The sequence below is a fragment of the Actinoallomurus sp. NBC_01490 genome (assembly GCF_036227085.1).
GTDB classification, from domain to species: domain Bacteria; phylum Actinomycetota; class Actinomycetes; order Streptosporangiales; family Streptosporangiaceae; genus Actinoallomurus; species Actinoallomurus oryzae.
In genome coordinates this window covers 9,817,560-9,838,314 of the sequence record NZ_CP109433.1, presented here as the reverse complement: position 1 = coordinate 9,838,314, position 20,755 = coordinate 9,817,560, and the positions used below count along the sequence as shown (strand labels likewise).

General features: G+C 65.3%; 24 protein-coding genes. 20 read left to right on the top strand and 4 right to left on the bottom strand.

All coding sequences use genetic code 11. The annotated features are described in order from the left end of the window. Nucleotides 1–24 precede the first annotated feature (24 nt). On the top strand, nt 25–807 hold the full coding sequence (locus OG417_RS45190; protein WP_329243045.1) for an alpha/beta hydrolase family protein: 783 nt from the start codon (nt 25–27) through the stop codon (nt 805–807). After that, nucleotides 804–1,445, top strand: coding sequence for an acyltransferase (locus tag OG417_RS45185; RefSeq protein ID WP_329243042.1), 642 nt, complete (start codon nt 804–806; stop codon nt 1,443–1,445). The genes OG417_RS45190 and OG417_RS45185 overlap by 4 nt, the downstream gene beginning before the upstream one ends. Here OG417_RS45185 and OG417_RS45180 read toward each other — a convergent pair. Continuing rightward, the gene (locus OG417_RS45180; RefSeq protein WP_329243039.1) at nt 1,420–2,175 is read right to left on the bottom strand and encodes a glycosyltransferase family 25 protein; all 756 of its coding nucleotides are present in this window, start codon (nt 2,173–2,175) and stop codon (nt 1,420–1,422) included. The two genes, OG417_RS45185 and OG417_RS45180, sit on opposite strands and share 26 nt — an antisense overlap. After that, the gene (locus tag OG417_RS45175; RefSeq protein WP_329243037.1) at nt 2,172–3,356 is read right to left on the bottom strand and encodes a hypothetical protein; all 1,185 of its coding nucleotides are present in this window, start codon (nt 3,354–3,356) and stop codon (nt 2,172–2,174) included. Before OG417_RS45175 ends, OG417_RS45180 begins: the two co-directional genes overlap by 4 nt. 650 nt (nt 3,357–4,006) lie before the next feature. On the opposite strand from OG417_RS45175, the gene queC reads away from it, so the two are divergent. From queC to OG417_RS45095, 16 genes are all read left to right on the top strand, one after another. Beyond that, nucleotides 4,007–4,729, top strand: a complete 723-nt coding sequence (queC, locus tag OG417_RS45170; protein ID WP_329243034.1) for a 7-cyano-7-deazaguanine synthase QueC — start codon at nt 4,007–4,009, stop codon at nt 4,727–4,729. A 66-nt stretch (nt 4,730–4,795) separates the two neighbouring features. Next, a complete protein-coding gene (locus OG417_RS45165; RefSeq protein ID WP_329243031.1) occupies nt 4,796–5,194 on the top strand; it encodes a 6-pyruvoyl trahydropterin synthase family protein in 399 nt (132 codons plus the stop codon). Beyond that, a complete protein-coding gene (locus tag OG417_RS45160) occupies nt 5,191–5,898 on the top strand; it encodes a 7-carboxy-7-deazaguanine synthase QueE (protein ID WP_329243029.1) in 708 nt (235 codons plus the stop codon). The genes OG417_RS45165 and OG417_RS45160 overlap by 4 nt, the downstream gene beginning before the upstream one ends. 163 nt (nt 5,899–6,061) lie before the next feature. Beyond that, on the top strand, nt 6,062–6,841 hold the full coding sequence (locus tag OG417_RS45155; RefSeq protein ID WP_329243026.1) for a reverse transcriptase domain-containing protein: 780 nt from the start codon (nt 6,062–6,064) through the stop codon (nt 6,839–6,841). Nucleotides 6,842–6,868: 27 nt separating this feature from the next. Further along, nucleotides 6,869–7,429, top strand: coding sequence for a formylglycine-generating enzyme family protein (locus tag OG417_RS45150; protein ID WP_329243023.1), 561 nt, complete (start codon nt 6,869–6,871; stop codon nt 7,427–7,429). Next, nucleotides 7,426–7,893: a DUF6884 domain-containing protein gene (locus OG417_RS45145; RefSeq protein WP_329243020.1), complete on the top strand. Its 468-nt coding sequence runs from the start codon at nt 7,426–7,428 to the stop codon at nt 7,891–7,893. Before OG417_RS45150 ends, OG417_RS45145 begins: the two co-directional genes overlap by 4 nt. After that, nucleotides 7,890–8,918, top strand: a complete 1,029-nt coding sequence (locus OG417_RS45140) for a glycosyltransferase family 2 protein (protein ID WP_329243017.1) — start codon at nt 7,890–7,892, stop codon at nt 8,916–8,918. Before OG417_RS45145 ends, OG417_RS45140 begins: the two co-directional genes overlap by 4 nt. Next, a complete protein-coding gene (locus OG417_RS45135; protein WP_329243015.1) occupies nt 8,915–9,874 on the top strand; it encodes a radical SAM protein in 960 nt (319 codons plus the stop codon). Before OG417_RS45140 ends, OG417_RS45135 begins: the two co-directional genes overlap by 4 nt. A gap of 29 nt (nt 9,875–9,903) precedes the next feature. Further along, entirely contained in the window at nt 9,904–10,443 is a 540-nt protein-coding gene (locus OG417_RS45130) for a phosphoribosyltransferase family protein (RefSeq protein WP_329243013.1), read from the top strand. Further along, nucleotides 10,440–11,561 (top strand): glycosyltransferase family 4 protein, encoded by a 1,122-nt coding sequence (locus tag OG417_RS45125; RefSeq protein WP_329243011.1) that lies wholly within the window; start codon nt 10,440–10,442, stop codon nt 11,559–11,561. Before OG417_RS45130 ends, OG417_RS45125 begins: the two co-directional genes overlap by 4 nt. Beyond that, nucleotides 11,562–12,404, top strand: a complete 843-nt coding sequence (locus tag OG417_RS45120; RefSeq protein ID WP_329243008.1) for a 5'-3' exonuclease — start codon at nt 11,562–11,564, stop codon at nt 12,402–12,404. Nucleotides 12,405–12,454: 50 nt separating this feature from the next. Next, the gene (locus OG417_RS45115) at nt 12,455–13,039 is read left to right on the top strand and encodes a PIG-L deacetylase family protein (RefSeq protein WP_329243006.1); all 585 of its coding nucleotides are present in this window, start codon (nt 12,455–12,457) and stop codon (nt 13,037–13,039) included. A gap of 23 nt (nt 13,040–13,062) precedes the next feature. Next, on the top strand, nt 13,063–14,196 hold the full coding sequence (locus OG417_RS45110; RefSeq protein WP_329243003.1) for an aminotransferase class I/II-fold pyridoxal phosphate-dependent enzyme: 1,134 nt from the start codon (nt 13,063–13,065) through the stop codon (nt 14,194–14,196). Beyond that, nucleotides 14,193–15,284, top strand: coding sequence for a Gfo/Idh/MocA family protein (locus tag OG417_RS45105; RefSeq protein WP_329243000.1), 1,092 nt, complete (start codon nt 14,193–14,195; stop codon nt 15,282–15,284). The genes OG417_RS45110 and OG417_RS45105 overlap by 4 nt, the downstream gene beginning before the upstream one ends. Further along, nucleotides 15,281–15,979 (top strand): class I SAM-dependent methyltransferase, encoded by a 699-nt coding sequence (locus OG417_RS45100; RefSeq protein WP_329242997.1) that lies wholly within the window; start codon nt 15,281–15,283, stop codon nt 15,977–15,979. Before OG417_RS45105 ends, OG417_RS45100 begins: the two co-directional genes overlap by 4 nt. Nucleotides 15,980–16,396: 417 nt before the next feature. Then, nucleotides 16,397–16,561 carry a hypothetical protein gene (locus OG417_RS45095; RefSeq protein WP_329242994.1) on the top strand — a complete coding sequence of 55 codons (165 nt, stop codon included), beginning with the start codon at nt 16,397–16,399 and terminating at the stop codon, nt 16,559–16,561. Here OG417_RS45095 and OG417_RS54665 read toward each other — a convergent pair. Beyond that, nucleotides 16,550–16,720 carry a DUF397 domain-containing protein gene (locus tag OG417_RS54665; RefSeq protein WP_442875616.1) on the bottom strand — a complete coding sequence of 57 codons (171 nt, stop codon included), beginning with the start codon at nt 16,718–16,720 and terminating at the stop codon, nt 16,550–16,552. The genes OG417_RS45095 and OG417_RS54665 overlap by 12 nt on opposite strands. A gap of 7 nt (nt 16,721–16,727) precedes the next feature. After that, a complete protein-coding gene (locus OG417_RS45090) occupies nt 16,728–17,582 on the bottom strand; it encodes a helix-turn-helix domain-containing protein (RefSeq protein ID WP_329242992.1) in 855 nt (284 codons plus the stop codon). Nucleotides 17,583–17,957: 375 nt separating this feature from the next. On the opposite strand from OG417_RS45090, the gene OG417_RS45085 reads away from it, so the two are divergent. After that, entirely contained in the window at nt 17,958–19,337 is a 1,380-nt protein-coding gene (locus OG417_RS45085) for a helix-turn-helix transcriptional regulator (RefSeq protein WP_329242989.1), read from the top strand. Beyond that, the gene (locus OG417_RS45080) at nt 19,334–20,239 is read left to right on the top strand and encodes a phosphotransferase enzyme family protein (RefSeq protein WP_329242987.1); all 906 of its coding nucleotides are present in this window, start codon (nt 19,334–19,336) and stop codon (nt 20,237–20,239) included. The genes OG417_RS45085 and OG417_RS45080 overlap by 4 nt, the downstream gene beginning before the upstream one ends. Nucleotides 20,240–20,755: the final 516 nt, after the last annotated feature.

The following is a 20,755-nucleotide window of genomic DNA, read 5'->3' as shown; positions in this document are numbered from 1 at the left end:
TTCATCTATGGAGGCGGGTTGTTGGTGAAGGTGCTGGAGTTGGCTTCTGTGGACGGCACCCTATTGGACGTTGCTGTGCATCGTCCCTCGGGGGAGAGCGTTGGGACTGTCGTTCAGGTTCACGGCATTACGGTCGACAAGGACGAGGGAGGGATGTTCGTTCGGCTTGCTGATCGGCTTGTCGGTAGTGGGTTTTCGGTCGTCCGGTTCTCCTTTCGTGGTCATGGTAGGAGTGGCGGAACGCAGAAGGGGATGACGATCGCTGGGGAGATGCTCGATCTGCAGGCCGTGATCGACCATGCAGAGGCGGTGTATCCGGGCCGCCTGTCGATCGTTGCGGCGAGTTTTGGTGCGGTGTCTACCCTGCTGTCCCTGCCGTACCTGACGGACAGGCTCAGCAGCCTGGTGTTGTGGAACCCCGTGTTGGACCTTGATCGTACGTTTTTGCAGCCTGAGTTGCCGTGGGGGATGGAAAATTTCGGGTCGGTGCAGCAAGGGCTACTGACTAGGCAGGGGTATCTGCTGGTCGATGGTGAATTTGCTCTCGGCCGGGTGTTGTTTGAGGAGTTTCGGCACTACCGCCCCACGGAGCATTTCCTCGCCGCGGCACAGCCAGCGCTGGTGGTGCATGGCGATAAGGATTCCTACGTTTCCTACGATATCGCCAGGAGGGCGGCGCAGGCGCGTCCGCATTGCCAGTTCCACACGGTGCGCGGTTCGGATCACGGTTTCGATTCCCGCGCCTATGAGGACGAGGCGATCAAGACGACGGTCGGGTGGCTTGTCAGCAACCACCGCGCGTCGTGATTCCGCGCGAGCTGTTCGCTGAGGTCATCATCGGTGTCGGCACGATGATCGGGGAGCAATGCACGCTGGGTTGTCCGAAGGAGGCACGGCTTCTCGAGCGATCGGCTGTGCAGGGAGAGCAGGTGGAGATTGATGAGCGGTGTCTGATCTTCAACCGGGTGGTTGTGTACGAGGGTGTCCACATCGGCCGGGACTGCGTCATCGAGGATCGCGTCCGAATCGGCTACGACTGCCGGATCGGGCCGGGTACACGTCTGGCCTACGGTGCCTACCTGTGTGACCGCGTCGTGGTCGGCTCTGAGGCGCGGGTGGCGGGCTTCATCTGCGATGGGTCGATCATCGGTGACCGGTCGACGGTGATGGGTGAGCTGGTGCACGAGTACACCCAGCCTCATCGTGACTGGTGGGAGGTGGATGAGGCGCCGCCGGTGATCGAGGATGACAGTGTCGTCGGCTATGGCGCCCGGGTGATCGGCGGCGTGCGAGTGGGGCCGCGCAGCTACGTCGCGGCAGGTGCGGTGGTGACCAGGGACGTACCCGCTGAGCACGTCGTGACGGGGGTCAATGTCCAGACTCCTATCGCGCGGTGGTCAGGCAGGCGTCTGCAGGGCCTTATCCAGCACTGGCGGCATCGTTAGGCGATACGACGAACGCGGAGTTCTCGGTATCGCTGCCGGCTACGTCCTTGGGTAGTTGCCGTACGAGCGGGGGGTCGAAGGCGAGTGCGGTGAGCCGGGGTGGGAAACGAGTTCGGATGTCGGGGCGGGGGTGCGGGGTGTACATGGCGGGCAGGAACTCATCGGCAGGGATGATCGCCCGCTCGAGTTCGGCCGCCAGCAGCTCGCGCACGGCACGGCGGGTGAGCAGGTAGCCGAACGTGCAGTGGCTGTATCCAGGCGCCACGAATCCCGGCAGCACGGCTCGGTCGGGTTCGAGCGGATACCGGCCGAGGTAAAGCAGGTCGAACCCGTGCGGATTGAGCAGGTCGAGCCCGCGGAGAAGGTTTTCGAGGAAGTCAGGCGCGAACACGGCGTCGTCCTCGAGCACAAGGGTGTAGGGCTCGGACCGGGTCGCAGCCTGCCGCCAGCATGCGAGGTGGCTGAGACTGCAGCCGACCTCACCGAGTTTCAGCGGCCGGTTCCACCACGGGTTGGCTGATGGGATTCGCCAAGGGAACAGCTGATATCCCCGTCGGTCAAGGTGCGCCAGCGAAAGGCTCCGTCCGTCGAACGGGCCGTTCCATTCGCAGGTGTAGGTGGCATTGAGCTGGGCCGGCAGAATCTGCCGCATACGCTCGCGCCGGTCGGTGCGCCGCCGGAGGTTGACCACGTAGGTTTGGATCTCGGTGGCGATTGTCGAGGCGGTCACGGATCCAGGTACCTCTTAGTGTTATCGATGAGGACGGAGAAACCGTTCTCATCGCGGGCCAAGAGCACCAGCGGATTACGTGTTGTCAGATCCGCTGTGTCGGTAATGCCGCCGATGCGTCGCGTCTCGGTGATCAGCGCGAAGTCACGGTCACCGACCAACTCGTCGATGCGGGCGGCGTTGCGGGCGCCCTGCGCTCCCTGCAGGAAGCATTTGGCAGCACCGAGCACCCCGAGTGTCAGGCATCCGCCGAGAAGGAACACCGTCGTGCCCTGGGCGAGCGTCAAGCGGGTGAAGACGGCGAGGTCTTGGAGGAGTTCCTGCTGAGCCGTCCAGCGAGGCGCGATGGCCACGTCGAGTTGCGGGAGCACGATGGGGTCATCTTCTCCAAGCGGGTGCGGCTCGAAGTAGTAAGGCAACTGCGGCAAGAACTCGCGGTACTTCGCGTTCCAGGGCGGGCCGCCGATGACGATGAGCCGTTCAGCGTCGGTGTCGTAGTACTCCGATGGGGAAAAATCCCGGACAGTCACATCGGGAGCGATCTTGATCAGGTGGGTCTTGACGAAGATCAAGCTATCGAGGTCGGCGAATTTTGCATAGCGTAGGTAGTTACGATCGGCCGGCGAAGCAAAGTAGGGTCGTTCGTCCTCAGGGATCTCCGAGCAGACGATGTCAACGCCGGTGGTCGGTGACAGCCGCCAGAATCGTCGCAGCCTCTCCTGCCAGCTCGCCGCGTGATCGATATCAGCCACGAACCGCGGCGAATCCACCGGTCCAAGGCTGTCCTCGCCGGTGACCAGTGTAAGCGCAATAGTCTCCAACGCCTTGTCCGCGTGGCGCTGTACCGTCTTGGCGGCGCATTTGAGATGGCGAGCGAGTGATTCATGCCGTTCCGTCAGTGTTTTGTGGCCGTGATCAGGGCTTAAATTGAAGTCGACCTGAGCGTAGAGCCGTTCGGGCGGCGCAAGGTTGTCGATGGCACGCCGTAGCGCGGTGATGATCCGCACGACCTCGCCGGCGGAATCGTGCGGATCATCTGGGCTGTCGCCTGCCAGGAGCCGCCGTAGTTGCGGGCTGAGTCTTGTGGCGGTCATGGGGTGAGCGAGCCCCGGCCCTCTGCGGAGCCGCTTCAGTTCCGCGGTGACGTGCTCGATGGGCAACGGTGCAGCGCTGGACAGCATCTGTCCAGAATATGTCCAGTCAACGGGGCTGTGTCCATAAATAGGGATAGCTCCTGGTCTATCGGCAGATTGCACTGGACCGCACACTAGATCAGGTCTGACCCCCCAGGTCCCTGTTGCGAAAAGAGCCCTCAATGCCGACAACCGTCACCTCGTATCACCCGCATCGTCACCTCCAACAAGATGAGGGCTTCGGACCGATCGCGGGCACGAAGCGGGGCTGCCGCGGTTCCACCCCACGGACGGGTCGTCATGAGCCCTGTAGAACTCACCATAGTTATCATCGCCGTTTGGCTTTCGGCTAGCCTGATTACTCGACTGCGGCGCGCACGCACGGACCTTCGTGACGTGATGGCTGCAGTCGCTAAATTGCGAATCCTTGTACGGGTCCTGACCGTCCGCTCATTCGTGGCGATAGCTGTTTTAATCGTTGTCCTTCTCGCGACACGAACCAGTCCATGAACGTTAAGCCCATAGTTTGAATGGGCGGTGGACACCCGCGAGCTTCTCTGTATTGGGCCAGGTCAGTGGTGACGCTGCGGCCCGTAGTCATGTGGTCTCGGTGAGATGCTCGCCCGCCAGCCGGGTGAGTCCGTATCAGTCGGTCGTTCCGCGCCGCTCGGCGGCCGGTGATCAAGGAGTTGGCCATCGTGAAATCCGCCGATAAGCCTCAATCGGCTCACGCCGTTGTTGTGGCCTCGGGCGGCGTGGACTCCACTACGCTCGCATATCGGCTAAAGGCAGAGGGACGACAGCTCACGCTGCTCGGCGTGGACTATGGGCAGCGGCACCGCACCGAATTGGCGTATCTCAGGCGCACCGCCGGAGCTCTGGGGGCACGGTATGTGCAGCTCGACCTGTCAGGCCTGGGCGGACTGCTGGCGGGATCGGCGCTGACTGACCGGGGAATTGCGGTGCCGTTCGGTTACTACACCGACGTGTCCATGCAGGCCACGGTCGTACCCAACCGCAACGCCCTGCTCCTGGACCTAGCTGTGGGCCTGGCGGTGTCTGCCAAGGCCGACGCTGTCACATTCGGCGCTCACGCTGGTGACCATCCGATCTATCCCGACTGTCGCCCGGCCTTCGTGGAGGCGTACGCACGGATGGTGGCCCTGGCCAACGAGGGCTTCTTGGCAGAGGGATTTGAGGTCCTCGCTCCCTTCTTGACGTGGACCAAGGCCGACATCGTCCGGCACGGCGCAGAGCTGGGGGTGCCGTTCACCGACACGTGGTCGTGCTACCGCGGTGGTAGCAGACACTGCGGTCGCTGCGGCACCTGTGCCGAGCGTCGGGAGGCGTTCGACCTAGCGGGCGTCGCCGATCCCACTGACTACCACTTCATCGACGACCAGGAAACGGGCCTGAGCTGATCGGCCCGAGACATGCACATGTGATGTGCGGGGCTCGTCCGCGTACTCACTCCCCTGGAGGCTCACATGTACGAGATCGCCAAGAGGTTCATTTTCAGCGCCAGCCACCAGCTGGATCAGCTACCCGAAGGACACAAGTGCCGGCGTCTGCATGGCCACAACTACACGGTCGTGATCAGGGTCGCCGCTGGAGAACTGGACGAGTACGGCTTCGTTGTTGACTTCGCGGAGTTGGATCGCGTCGGCGCGTGGATGCGCGCGAGATTTGACCATCAGCACCTCAACGATGTGATGGACGGGCCGCCGACCAGCGAGCGGCTAGCCGCGGCGGTGTTTGGGTGGTGCGCGGCCCACCTGCAGCTTCGCCCTGGGGTCGATCTGCAAGTCAGGGTGGCCGAGACGGATTCGACCTGGGCGGAATATCGTGCCGCCTACGTCGTCCCCGGTGAAGGAGACACGCGGTGACCGGCGGACGCGTCGCCAAGGATCTGCTTGTCTCGGAGATCTTTGGTCCGACCTATCAGGGCGAAGGGCCGTCCATCGGCCAGCGGGCCGTGTTCTTGCGTTTGAGCCGGTGTCAGCTCAACTGTTCATTTTGTGACACTTCCTACACCTGGGACACCCGCCGGTACGACGTGGCGGCCGAGACTCGGCGGATGAGTCAGTCGCAGGTTGTGGAGGAGCTCATGGCCCGGCCCGCGGCTCTGGTGGTGATCACGGGCGGGGAGCCACTGCTGCAGCAGGATCGGCTGACCTGGGTGATCGACGTGTGCCGTGCCCGTCGTCGGCGGGTCGAGATCGAGACCAACGGCGCGGTGCTGCCCAGCCAAGGTGTGCGGGGTGCCGCCCACAGATTCAACGTCTCCCCGAAACTCGCGAATTCGGGAATTCCGGCCGAGCGGAGGATCAACCCTGAGGCGCTGCGTACTTTCGTCAGGTCCGGCAAGGCCGTCTTCAAATTCGTGGTCCAGACGCCCGGGGACCTGGAAGAGATCGCGAAGCTCGAGGCCGAACACGATCTCGCGCCGATCTGGGTGATGCCGCTGGGGACGACGGCCGACCAGGTCTTGGACGGTGCGCGCGCGGTCGCTGATGATGCCTTAGCCCGCGGCTGGAACCTGACCACTCGCCTGCACGTGCTGCTGTGGGGTGACGTCCGTGGCCGCTGAATACTCGGAAGGCAGCGCCGGGCCTGAGCGGGGCCGTCGTTCCCCTCACCGTAGGCCGCGCGTGTCGGAGTGCAGACCGGTAGATCACGAGGACGAGGGGATCGTTCCTGCCGCCCAGGCACCATCGACGATAACCCACCAAGGCCCACAATCCCACACGCTCATGCCATTTCTCGGCGAGCAGTTCCTCGCGCGAGCGCTGCGTGGAGGAGGGCGGCGCCATTCGGCACCCGGCGCCGATGGCGTGACCTGGGCGACCTACCGTGTGCAGGCCGACATCCGCATCCCGGCGCTGGCCCGCGCGCTGCGGGAAGGCACCTGGCGGCCCGGACCGATACGGTCTGTGCGGTTCGACACCTATGCCGGCAAACCCGTTCCGTGCGCCATCCCGACCGTCGAGGACCGGATCGTGCAGCGCGCGTTGCGGTACGCCATCGAGCCGATCCTGGAGGCACGGGCGTTCGCGGACTGGGTCTCGGGCTACCGGCCCCGACGCAACCGCATCACCGCACTCCGGCACGCGATGGCCCATCACACCGCTGGATACCGGTGGGTCGCCGATGTGGACGTCAAACAGGTGTCGGTCGGCGCGGACGCCGCCGAGGTCACCGACTGGCTCGCCGCGTACGTGCACGACGGCACCTTCCTCGACCGGTTCCGTACGGCCGTCGCGGGGATGCCCGCGCCGCTGGCCCCTGGCGGCGGGCTGACCCCGATGCTGGTCAACCTTCGGCTGGTGCCAGCCGATCGGCGGCTTGCCGGCCTGCGCATCGTCCGGTTCGCCGACAACTACTGCGCCTTCACCGCCGACCAGGCATCGGCCGAGGAGGCGTTCACCCGCATCGTCGACGCCCTCACCGCCATCGGGCTGGCCGCGAACACCAGCAAGAGCCGCGTACGCCACGACGCCTGCGTCGAAGACCTCTTCCTCATCGCCGGCTGATCCGCATCGAGGAGAAAGCGCAAGAGCATGAATCTGAACTGGGTGCTGGTCCCCGGCGGCGTCTGCCGCTGCGGCGACGAAGGACGCCGCCTCGACGTTCCACCGCTCTACTGGAGCGCCACCCCGCTCACCGCCGGTCAGCTCGAAATTCCCAGCGATCAACCCGGCGACGTCGACGTTCCCGTTACCGGGATCTCCCAGCCCGAGGCGGTCGTCCTTGCCGCTCGGGTCGGGGGTCGGCTCCCGCGCTCGACCGAATGGGAGTGGATGGCCGCCGGCCCAGAACGGCGCCGCTATCCCTGGGGTGATCAGCCTTGGAAACCGCGGCTGGCCAACCTCCGCGAGTCCGGCTACGGCGCGCCCGTATCGGTCACGGCCCACGGAGAGGGTGCGACTCCGGCCGGCCTGTACGACGTGGCCGGCAACGTCTGGGAGTGGACCTCGACGACTGTCATGGGCGGTGGCTGCGTGATCCGGGGCGGGTCGTTCGCCTCGCTCCCGCTGTATGCGCAAGCCACCTTCCTCAACGCCGCCCCGGCCGAACTGCGATCGCGCGGCGTCGGAGTACGGGCGGTGCGTGAGGCGTGAACACATCACCTGCCCGACTGGGCCCCCCGTTGCTAATCGTGGGCTGTTCGCGCCGCAAACGCCCGACCCTGACACCGGTGCCGGCCTTGGAGCTGTACGAGGGAGGATGCGTGCCGCAGCTACGGCGGCGCCTCCGCGACCACCGTACGCTGCGGGACCAGGTGCGGATCCTGTCCGCCGAGCACGGGCTGATTGAGGCCGAGATGCCCGTGCTGCCCTACGACCGCGTCCTGACCGACCAACGCGCCATCGAATTGCGGCCACAGGTGAGCGCGGCCCTGCACCACGAAATCGAATCGACCGGCCTGCCGCAAGAACTGCTCGTGGCCGCCGAGCCGCACTACCAGGCCCTCGTCACCGCGGCACTGGCCGGACGATTCACTTGCCCGAAGCTGCGGACGGTCAGCGACATCCGGGACTGGGGTGCGGTCTCGGCCATTCTCGACAGCTGGGGCTGGCCATGAGTGAGCGGCTTCGCGACGCCCTGCGCCGCCGGGGCAATAACCACGCTCCCGCCCGGCACGGTTTCCAGGCGCTGACCGGCCTGGGGTGGCATGATCCGGCACAACCACACCTGGCCGCGGGCGGGCCGGTGTCGGTCGTGATCCCCGCCCGCGACGTCGGTCACTGCCTCCAACTCGTCCTTGACGCGCTGGCGAACCAGACCGCCCGCGACGCATTCGAGGTCATCGTCGTCGACGACGCCAGCACCGACGACACGACCGACATCGCCCGTGCACATGACGTCGTCACCAAGCTCATCCGGATCCGCGAGCGCGCCGGAGCCGCCACCGCCCGCAATATCGGCACGGCCGTCGCCGAGACGGAGACGATCCTGTACCTCGATGCCGACATGCTCCTTCCCGGCCACGTCCTGGCGGCCATATCGGCCCGTGCCGGCGACCACCTGGCGCTGATCGGATTCCGGCACAACCTCCCGTTCACCGAGCGCGGCCAGGCCTGGCGGTCCGGCGCGAAACCCGACCTTGAGGCCGACCACCGCGTGCGCTGGCGGCCACCGGCCGGACAGCGGCTGATGTATTCCGGGCTCGTCCTCGACGAGCCGCTGGAGGGGCGCCCGCTCGATCACACCAACGACCTGCTGGACCTGGGATTCGGCCGGTCCTACTACGACTGGGATCTGCCCCGCATGGTCGTGACCGCGCTGCTGGCGGTGCCCCGGCACGCGGTGCTGGACGTCGGTGGGTTCGATCCGGCGTTCGGACGGATCGGCTGGGGCATGGAGGACACCCACCTGGGCGCCAAACTCATCGCCTCCGGCTTACTCGTCGTCCCGATGCGCCAAGCCGTCGGCTTCCACCTCGACCCGCCGGACGCCGAGGCCCAGTGGCAGACCAAGCTCGCCGCCTGGCCCCGCACGCTCGAGTACTACCGGCGCCTGCTCGAGCGTCCCGCACCCATCGGCCAGGCCCGCGAATTCACCACCCAGCTCAACGCTCTCCGTTCCCAATGGGAAGTATTGCGATGACAGTCACCACCTCCAGTGCCACCTTCGGCGTCACCGAACGCCAGGGGCTGACCCTGGTTCACGATCCCGCCACCGGCCTGACCCACCGCTACGACGGCACGCTGCCCCACGGCCGCCTCTCATTGGATCCTCAGCACGTCGCCACCTGGACCACCGTCGCCCCCCGCGAGTATCCGGGCACCGTGCCGATCAGCCTGTGCTGGTCCCCGCTGGTCCGCTGCAACCTGCAGTGCCCGCACTGCCTGGACGACAAGGCAGTGAAGGAGACCGGGCCGGCCGAACGAGCGCGCATCGCCCGGCTGCTCGCCGCCAGCGGCGTACCGGGAATCGACATCTCCGGCGGAGAACCCCTGCTCTTAAGTGACCTGCCCGCATTGGCCGACACCCTCACCGGTGGAGGATGCACCATCAGCGTCACGACCAACGGATGGCACCTGCGCCGCCGCGCCACCGAACTGGCCACCCACGTCGACGCCGTACGCGTGAGCCTGGACGGCCCAACCGCCCCCGCCCACGACGCTTGGCGCGGCGAAGGCTCCTTCCATCGCGCTATGACCGGTATCCACGCGGCCGTCACCGCCGGGATACGGGTGCAGATCCAGACCGTGCTCATGGCTTCCACCTGTCATGACGCGCAGAAGATCCTGGAGTTGGCGGTCGAGCACGGCGCGGGTGGCGTCACCTTCCTGCAGATGCTGCCCATCGGCGAAGGTGCGAAGCTCGGCCCCGATCGGATGCTGTCTGACGCCGCCGCAGCCGAGCTTCTCCACCGGCTCGCGGTCCCTGACGGGCTCATCGTTCGGCTTCGGACCCGTGCGAACGCGGGCGGATTCACCGTCGTACGCGCCGACGGGCAGATTTGGCGCAACGGCCACCCAGCGGAGGAGATCTCCACACACCGTGCCTTCCGCAGCGTCGAGGACCTCATACTCACCGGCCCGGAGGGGGCGGCATGAACCGCGGCCCAGCCCCTGCCCCGAGGCGGATGTTCGAGCATCGGCGGCTCTGGCAGCTCACCCCGGCCGCCTACCACGCCGGTATGAAGCTCCTCACCGAGGCCGCCCGCGACCGCCTGGGCCAGATCGGCACTGTGATCGGTATCGCCGACGGAGGACGCGCACCGGCCAACGCGATCGCGGCCATCGCGGGGGCCCCGGTGGTGGCCGTCTCGGCGCGCCACAACGCCACCGACGCGACCTTCACCCAGGCGACCGGGCGGGTGCACTGCGACACGGCCTCATTTCAGCCGCTGATCAACCAGCCGGGCCCCTTCCTGGTCGTCGACGACATCTGCGGCACCGGCGCGACACTCACCGCCGTCACCGACACCCTCACTCACCTCGTCGCGCTCCAGGCCGCCATCTGCACCGCCACCCTGTGCCGCAACCTCGGCGCCAGCCCAGGAACACCCGATCTTCACCTGTGGGACGTCGCCGACTGGGTCGTCTTCCCCTGGGAACCGCTCACCGGCACCACCCGCCCGACCCCGCTGCCCATCCCCACGGAGGTGCACAGCTCCTCATGAGCCGCCGTTCCGCGCCGCCCGGCGCCGGCGTGGCGTTCGTCCTCGCCTCCTACGCCCCCGACACCCCGGCGGGAATGGAACGAGCAACCGCCGCGCTCGCCGAAGGACTACACCGCATCGGCCATCGCCCCATCATCATCACCGCCTCCACACCCCGGCCGCCATCCCCGCAGATGGTCGAGTTGAGTAGCCTGACGATCGCGTTCCCCACCGATGACCAGACACTCCGAGACGCCATCACCAGCGCAGGCGGGGTCATCCGCGCGGAGCTCGCCGCGATCCTGGACGATCACGAGATCGACGTCGTGGTCTACGTCGACGCGCTGTGGGGCCTGGGCCGCCTCATGGCCGACCATCCCGCACACACCGTCCTCGCCGCCCACGTACTCGGTCATACCGAAGACCTCCTGCCGGCACTCGGCACCGCCGACCGCGTCGTGGCCCCCTCGCCCACGGTCATCCACGAGGCCGCAGCACGCGGGATCGAAACCGAGCACTGGCAGGTGGTACCCAACGCGCTGCTGTATGACCAGCCGCCCCCCACACCGGAACAAGCCGAGCGACGGCGACAGGGAGGCCCGCTGCGCGTGCTTGCCCGCCCGGCGGAGAACAAGGGCGTGCCCGATCTCCTCCAAGCCCTCCCCGCCGGCCTCGACCGGCACGTCGACGTGATACTCGCTCCCGCCCCCTTCGACGCCGGCCCCGGCGTCCAACAGCAGGTCATCGCACGCTGCCAGCAGTACCGCAGGCCCAACGTAAGCCTCTCCACCCGCCCGCTGGCATGGAGCCAGGTGCCGTCATGGCTCGCCGAAGCCGCCGTCGTCATCGTGCCCTCCCGCGCCGAGACGTTCGGGCTCGTCGCGCTGGAGGCCCTCGGATGCGGCGTCCCAGTCGTGGCGTACGACATCGGCAACCTGCCCGACCTGGTCGGCACCAGAGACGATGCCGGCGGCGTCATCGTCGAGCACTCCGCCGGTCCCGCGGAACTATGGCGAGCCGCCTTGGAACTCACGCAAGACGCGGTAGCGTACCTGCACGCGTCACGGGCTGCGTACTACCGTTCACGGGACTTCCGGCCCACCTGTATCGCTGAGCGCTTTATGAAGGCGGTGTGGTGAATGGAAGTTCCGCTGCTGCTGGTCGATGGCCACAATCTGGTATTTCGCGCCGCCTATGGATTCCCGGCGCCGATCTACTCACGCGACAAATCCCGCGACCTCACCGGCGTCTTCGGGTTCTTCGCACTGCTGCGCGTCGCCATCCGCGACGAATTGGACGACCCTCCCGAGGTCCTCGTGGTGTTCGACGGCCAAGACGGCTCCGCCGCCCGCAAACAGGCCGACGGGAACTACAAGGCCAACCGGCCCGTCGACGAAGAAGCCCTCAAGCCGATCCGCGCGCTACCCGACGTCAAACGCGGCCTGGACGCCTATGGAATCGGCTGGATCGAAATCGACGACGCCGAAGCCGACGACGTCATCGCCACCCTCATCCACTCCACGCCGGACCGCCAGCGGCTGATCATGTCCATGGACAAGGATTTCTACCAACTACTCGACGTCCCCGGCGTACGAGTCCTCAACACGGCCATGCGCCCAGGCAACCGCATCATCGGACCCGAGCAGGTACGCCAGCGCCACAGCGTGACCCCCACCCAATGGCCGTGCTTCCGGGCGCTGTGCGGAGACCCCTCCGACAACATCCCCGGCGTGTCCGGCATCGGAGAAAAGACCGCCGCCCGGCTCCTAGCCGATGGCCTGAGCGTCCACGATCTGCCCTCCTCCGGCCGCCTCACCGGAGCCAAAGGACACCGCGTCGGTGAATCCTTCGACCAAGTCCTGAAATGGCGTGAGCTGATCGCCGTCCGGACCGACGTCCCCCTGCCCGACCTCCTCAGCGCGATTGCCAGCCCCGCCCTGCCCAAACCCGCCGAAGTCGTCGAGAAGCTGGAGCTGTGGTGAGCCCCGCGTTACTACCCGATTCCGCATGGCCGGAATCAGTGCTGGCCGTCGTGGCACATCCCGACGACGCCGAACTGTGGGCCGGCGGCACCCTGGCCCTGCACGCCGAGCACGGCGTCACCGTCACGATCGCGGTCGCCTCACACGACCCGACCCGCGACGCGGAGGCCACAGCGGGCGCAGACATTCTCGGCGCCGAGATCCGTTCACTGCCCGAGCTGACCGCCGAGACGGTCGCTGACCTGATGCGTCACCTGCGCCCCGAAGTAGTCATCACCCACACCACCGCAGACGCCCACCCCGACCACCACAACGCCAGCCGCACCGTCCTGGCGGCACTGCCGGACGTGGTGATCAACACCGGCCATCCACTCCGCGTCTACGGCTGCGAAACCTACAACGGCCTCACCCTCGACGGCACCACCCAACCACAGACCATCATCGACATCAGCGACACCTACGCCACCAAGACCCAAGCACTGCACGCCCACCGCTCCCAGCCCATCACGGACCACTTCGGTCCAATGGCCGAAAACCTCGCCCGGCTCTGGGGCGCGCGTATCGGCACCACATACGCCGAGGCATTCACCCCTATCCCAGTGCTCGGAAGGCTGCCCGCAACCCACCACTTGTAGCCAGACCCGGCCGGAGGCTCTCTGTGCCAAGCACCCACCTGCCATCCGCTGTCTACGAATACGGACGCCTCACCGCCGCCGCCCAGCTCAGCAGAATCACCGAGCTCGTCTCCATCGGCCGGCTCGGCGCCATCGGTGGTACCCAGGTCCCGGAACTGGAACGCCTGGCCGCCGCCCTGGTCGGCCGCGCCGATGCCGTGGCCGTCGCAAGCGCGACCGCCGGCATCGAGGCCACCCTGCGAGCGCTTGGCGTCGGACGAGGCCGGGACGTCATCATCCCCGCCGTCGGCTGGGTTTCGGTCGGTGCCGCCGTCCAGGCCACCGGCGCCACCGTGCGGGTCGCCCCGATCACCGAACACCTGACGCCCACCTGGGAGGCCATAGCGTCACTGCTAACACCGAGGACAGCGGCCGTGATCCTTGCCCACCTGCGAGGTATGCCCGCCCCCGATATCGAACACATCGCGGCCGAGCTGCGCGAGCGAGGCATCCCGCTCATCGAAGACTGCGCGCAGGTATGGGGCGTACGCACCGGGCCATGCAGCGCCGCGGGCACGCACGGCTTGGTCGCGATCTACTCGGTGGAAACCCACAAGCTGGTCACAGCGGGCGAGGGCGGGCTCGTCCTCAGCGACGACCGGCAACTCATGAACCACCTCAGGGCACTCGCCGGCGACACCAGAGTGTCAACCCCGCATTCCCTGTGGAGGGGCAACGCGAGAATGAGCGAGATCACCGCAGCCCTGGCCATCCCACAGCTTCACGCCCTCGATGACCTGACCGGCCGCCTGCGGCCCCTGCAGCTCAAAGCCGCGCAACTGCTGACCGACACTGCGGCCCTCTCCGTGCTGCCCACCACCGAACAACGTGCCGACAGCAACGGCATGCACGTCGGAGCATGGTGGCCATCATCCGAAGCGGCCCAAACACTCCGAACCCACCTACAGGCCCGCGGACTACGCGTCTGGCACCCGACGGCCGGAGACCTCCACGTCCACGACGCCTGGCCCACAAAAGCCGAATCAGCCTCACCGGCGATGGACCACTACCTCGATGTCCAGATACCAGCCCTCGACCCGCCGCACCACCAAAGGTTCCTCGACCTACTGCTCGGTGCGATCGAACAGGCCGGCGTGGCCCGCGCGAGGATGCGATGAAGGCTCCAGTGCAGTGCGCCATCGTCGGCTGCGGAATGATCGCAGACGAATACGCCCACATTCTGCGTCAAAGCCCTGCCGTCCAACTCCTCGCGTGCAGCGACCTCGACGACCAGCGCGCCCACGCCTTCGCCGAACGCCACGACATCCCCCACGCCGCACCGCTCGACGACCTGTTGAGCGACGACCGAATCGAGCTGCTGGTCGTTCTCACCCCACCCGAGACACACCGCAACGTGGCAGCAGCAGCCGTCACCGCAGGTGCCTGCACCTACGTGGAGAAACCCTTGGCGCTCACCGGCGACAACGCCGCCGAGCTGCTCGCCCTCGCCGAACAGCACGGATGCCAGGTCGGCGCCGCACCCGACACCTTCCTCGCACCCCCGACCCAAACCGCCGCCGCAGCCGTCGAGGCGGGCCTGATCGGTGAACCGCTCGCAGCCTCCGCCGCCCTACTCACCTCAGGCCCCGAACGATGGCACCCCGCGCCCGAAGGCCTGTACGCGCCCGGCATGGGACCGCTGGCCGACATGGGGCCCTACTACCTGGCCCAGCTCATCCACCTCCTCGGCCCGATCCAACGCGTCGACGGCGTCACCGCGACGACCCGTCCCCGCCGCGTCGTCCGATCCGGCCCCAGGAAAGGGCACATCTTCCAGGCGCAGGCACTCACCCACGTTGACGCAGTGCTACGCACCACCGGCGGTGTGACCATCACCTTCACCACGAGCAGCGATGTCCACGCCAGCACCCGTCCTCATCTGGAGATCTACGGAAGCGAGGGCACACTTCTGCTGCCAGACCCGAACTTCCACCACGGCGCCGTCCGACTCCGCAACCGCAGCCAAAACACATGGCATGACCTCCCGCAGGCCGACTCCCGCTGGCCCGTCGGCCGCGGGATGGGAGTGCTCGATCTAGCCAACGCCATGCGTACCGGAAGACCGCACGCCGCCACCGGCGACCTGGCCCTACACACATGCCGCGTCACCGACGCCATCCGCCACGCCGCCGAAACCTCAGCCGCGGCACCGGTCACCCTCGACGCGCCAGCTTCCCGACCACAACCACGAGGTGACCGATCATGAAGCCGCCACGTGCATATCCCACAATCACGACCGCGTGGCAACGCCTAGCCGAACACCTGGGAGACGCCTTCGACCTACTACTGACAGAAGAAAATGCTCTACGGCCATTCTTAGACGAAGAGTGGACGCGCCTTCAGCCCGACTTCTACCACCACAGTCACGGATACCTCTACGACCTAACACTGTTCCATTACAGCGGAATTAAGGACGAATTCTTTCAGACACTCCTCGATTTCGCTTCGGAGCACGGCATCACCGACATCGCGGACGTCGGCTGCGGTATAGGCCTTGACGCCCAAGCACTGCTGATATCCGGTCATGACGTTCACGCCTACGACCTGGACAATCCCAGCCTCGCCTACGCCCGCTGGCGACTCGACCGCGACCTGGGTGCCGCGAACCGCACACACACGCTGGCGGACCTCGCGAAGGGCCACCATGACATGGTCTACGCCGTTGACGTCCTCGGCCATGCCACCGCCCCGGAGACGCTGATCGACATGCTGTTCACCGCCGGTGACTATGTCGCCCTGAACCTGCTCCCGCACGACCCGCGCCACAGGTTCGGCGCCGCAGACCTGCACCCCGGCCTCGACCACTCACAGATCCTCCCACTGCTCAGCTCACGTGGAGCGCCGCTCCGGCTTGCCGCCAGTGGCCAGAATGTCACAGCGATTTGGAAATCACGGAGGTGATGCCGGGGTGTAGCGAAGCTGCACATCATGAAGCCGTTCGGCAGCGGCAAGATCTACACCTCCCAGACCAGTGGCATCTGCAACCACTGACATCCCCGATATCCCATCGTGCGATAGATATTGACCCCCGGCAGCGCCACCCTCGACATGGCCGGCCAGCCGACCGATCTTTCCGGCCTCGCCCACCCCAACGACCAGCGGCAGCTTTGTACCTGGCTGTCCAAGCGCCCTCCGCCACTCTCCTGACCAGTACACAGCGCGACGAGTTCACCGACGCTACACGGGCAGCTGGTCTGGACCTCGGTCTAGTCCCTGACGAATTGCTCACCCGGATGCTCACCGCTGTGGAGATCAGCAAGGCTGTCCTCAGACGAGCTATCGATCGGCGCATACCGAGTTGATCACGCTAGCCGGTTCGTGATCTATTTCATCGCGATTCGCGGGGTATCAGCAACGCAGCAGGGGCCTGTGATGAACGACCATGAGAGCCAGGCCGCGGGCCGCCATCGCATCCTGACCTTTGTGCACGAATGGCGTTATGTGCTTGAAATGTCGCGCTTGCGGTCGGATTTATTCAATTGACTCTTTCTCTGGGGAGTTGGCGGGCTTTCGGCCGAGGAGGTTGTGGCCAAGGGACTCGGTCCGTGCAAGCTGTCGCGTGACAAGTGTCACCTCGACACAGTTGTTGCCACCGCCACCTGAGCGACTGCTTTTGCGCCAGATGATTGCGGAAATATTCATATTATGATCACTCAATCTGTTGTTTAAGGTGCTTGCGGGTCCTGTCGGGATCACATGCAGCGTTGATTAGACGGCTGAATCTTTTGGCATATATGTCTAGCTCGTCGCGTTCCTCGAGCATTCGGTCATCGACCGTAGTCTCCAGATAGACGATGTCTCGGTCGGCCGAGTCAGGAAAACGAAGGTAGACGAACGGTTCACTGCTCTTCGTGGGATAGACGCCGTTTGCGATGAGCAGGAGCTGCACGGTCACATTCGGTAGCTCGGTCATGTCCAGGAGGTGACGGAGCTGTTCAGCGCGGATCTTGTCGTTACTGATCCGGAGGATCGCGCTCTCATCGATGACGGCATGCATCTGGCATGGGTCCTCATCGCGAGTGAGGATCTTCTGGCGCTCGATGCGAGCGTCGACGTGCCGACGGATCCCGTCTGGGTCCTCGATGCCGGCGGCGCGTGTGACCAACTCGATGTACCCCCGGACCTGGAGTAGCCCGGGAACGAACGTAGACTCGAATGTCTGGATCTGTGAAGCCCCGGCCTCGAATCCCGGGAGCTCGTTCGTGAATACGTCGTTGTACTTCCGCCACCAGCCGCGCTGTCGTGCGTCCCGAGCCAGCTTGATCAACCGTTCACGCTCACGGCCCTCCAGTCCGTACAGCTCACACAAGTCGATAACCGCATCGGTGGCCGGTTTCACCCATTTTGCATGCTCGATGTAGTTGAGCCTGGTCGGTGACCAAGCCAGCTGCTTGCAGACCTCGCTGGTGGTGAGGCCGAGCGCCTCGCGCGCCTCCCTGAGCCGTCGGCTGAGCGCGCGCTTCTTGATGGTTGGGCTGTAGCCCTCCGGTTGGGCCTCGGGCATGCGTCACCTCACGTCTCCGGGACCTGACAGCTGCACTCTATACGAGTACCGGAAGTAGAGAATCTACTTCCGGAAGCTTGCGCACCTGTTATGTTCTGAGTCACCATCAGTGATGGTCAGATGCAACAGTCGTGACAGCCCTTCTGTCACCGGTCTGGAACAGGTTTGGATGATGCCTACCGGCCAACGATCTGCGACAACCCTGACAGCCCAGCCAGGTCCTAATGACGCGGCAGCCCAGCGTGAGCGCCCCACCGCCCACGCGGTAGCTCCGCGACGGGCGAGGCAGTTCTCTGGCGCCGTGCCGCGGTTGGGTTCGGCTCGCGTGCCGGTGACTGGTTCAGTGGCTGCACTCACGGAGCTGACGAGGGAAGCATGACCACGTCAGTCAACCCCCGTTCCCGCTCGAAGCTGATCGAGGCTCGCAATCGCGCGGGTCTTACTCAGGAGCAGGTAGCGGAGAAGATTGGAGTCTCTGTAACTACCTGGATACGCTGGGAGCGCGGCAAGACGGACGTGAGACGGCACAACCGTGATCGCATCGCTGACCTGTTCGGGGTCCCGCGGTCCGAGGTGGATCAGTGGGTTGATGAGGCAGCAGAGTCGGTTCCTTGGGAATCTGGCAAGGCCACCTTTGTTTCCATGACGGATACTGTTGAAACAGCAAGCGAGCTGTGGAGGTGGGACGTGGACCCGACCCGACGCCGTCTTCTGGGTGCGATTCCCTTCCTCCCCGTCAGCTTGAACGAGTGGCTTCTCTCCTGGACGCTCGACCCAAGCGCCGAGACCCGAGCACACAGTGGCTCCGGTCCATCGGTTGGTACGGAAGACGTACGACGCATCCACGTTGACATGCAGGCATTCGACCAAATGGATCGTCAGCATGGAGGCGGCCGGATACGTCCAGCGGTGGTCAGTTACCTTAACCACGAGGTCGCGCCGCTTCTCCACGGCACATACTCCGACGAGATCGGGGCCCAGTTGATGAGCGCCGCTGCGCTCATGACCGCCTTGGCCGGCTGGGAGGCCTACGACGTCGGCGCTCACGGCCTTGCTCAGACCCACTATGGCCAAGCGCTCAAGCTGGCAAAAGCCGCCGATGATCCGCTGACCGCCGCACGGGTGCTGTCGATCCTCGCCCAGCAGGCCATCGACCTACGACACCCGAAACTGGCGATGCGACTTGCCTCCGCCGCCCATCAAGCCGGGATGCGGGCAGAGGCATGCCCGCGAGTGATGGCCATGCTGCTACTACGAGAGGCGACGGCAACAGCACTTAGCGTCGCGCTTGCCGACACCCGAGACGCCCACGCGGCCGAGCGGGTACGCCGGCTCATCGGCGCGGCAGAGAGAACGTTCGCGTCCATCAGCCCCGCCGACCAAGAGCCGAGCTGGATCGCCTACTTCACTCCTGCGGAACTCACCGCGTGTGCGGGATGCTGCTGGGAGATGGTCGGCGAACACCGACGCGCACTCGACTGCGCCGAACAGGCTGTCCGAGACCTCGGTGCCAGCTTCCCCCGGGCCATCCAGTTCAACACGGTGCACGCGGCGACCGCCCAACTCGGATTGAACGAACTCGACCAAGCGCTGGCTTCGGCGAAAAAAGCGGTACCGATGGCCAACACGTTGACCTCCCGCCGCACCATCGAACTGGTGAAGGCATTCGACAACAAGCTCGACTCGCACGCCGACGAACCACGGGTACGAGACTGGCGCGACTACCTACGGACGGAGCTGCGCGTCGCCTCATGATCGAAGGCTCGTCAGTGGACAACCGGCCCACGAATGCGGTCAAGCACGCGTGCGCGACTCTCGGTGTCAACTCGAGCGGCGCCGTCCCGCTTCACGGCCGCGCCAATGCCGTTTATCTGCTACCTCAGGCCAATGCCGTGCTGCGCCTACGCCTCACTCGTCACAATCAGGAATGGGAACAGCGGCTGGCTATATCAGTGGAGGTAACCCGGTGGCTCGCTGAGCAGGGGTTTCCAACCGTCGTGCCACTTCCGATCGATCAACCCATTTCAATCGACGGCTGGACTGCCACGTTCTGGAAGTATGAAGTCGTCCAGCGCTCGGAAGCCGCAACGACTGTAGTCAACCTCGCGGAACTTCTAAGGCAACTGCACGCGACACCTGCACCGCCAATTGATTTGCCTGAGACCGATCCACTCGGATCACTGCAAACTGATCTTTGCAATGACAATATCCTCAATCATGAGCACCGCGAGTGGTTGAGCGCCCAAGTGGACGATATAAAACGGAGCTACCCGCGCACACCGTTGCCCCTTGATAAGGGGCTGATCCACGGCGATGCGCACGCTGGTAATATTCTCCATGTCGTTGACGACCGATCCCTGCTCGGTGATTGGGATTCAGTTAGCCGTGGGCCTCGTGTCCAAGACCTCGTCCCAACGCTGCACCGTGTCCGCCATTTCGAGCATCCTTACGCCGAATGGCGCAGGCTTTGCGCGGCGTACGGAGTTGACGCCGACATTGAACATCACCCTGGCGTGCAGCTCCTTCAGCGAGCCCGAGAGCTTCGCTCACTGGCGGCTTATATTCGCGGCGCAGCCCAGTCTGACATTCGTGTCGAACTTGAGAAAAGACTGCGAACGCTAATGACTGGTTACCCAGAGGCTTGGACGCTAGTGTAAATTCAGCCCGCCGATCTGGTGTGCCCGTGTCTGAGATGGCAGCATCGCCCGCGTCATTGCGGTGAGATGGGCAGAGACCACGCGCCGCGCCGACGCGTAGGCGTCCGAAGGACGGGCAAAGGGCGCCCGGCCTCGGCTTCTGTGTGAGCTGGTAGCACAACCGCGCGCACCGATACTACCCAGAACGGCTCGGCCAAGCTTTGCGCGATGCACGGCTCTCGTGCGGTCGGGACCGAGATCGTTATCATCACCGCTGGTTGCCGGCCCTCAGGGTATGCGGCAGCTTGATCTGCTGTTTCGGGCCAGGATGACGTTGGGTGTCCGGAAAACGTCAGGTGACATTAGGCGTCAGAAAATGCCAGGCCATACGCTCTACACAATGGATATCCCAGCAGGCATTCTGCAGATGACCCGTTTCGCCGACCATGGAAGGGGTCGGGGAAGTGCACTCAGTGAACGTTGGTATACGCACGTCGTCCTACCGCAGGCCATCCGGCGAGAACAGCGGGCTGGCTG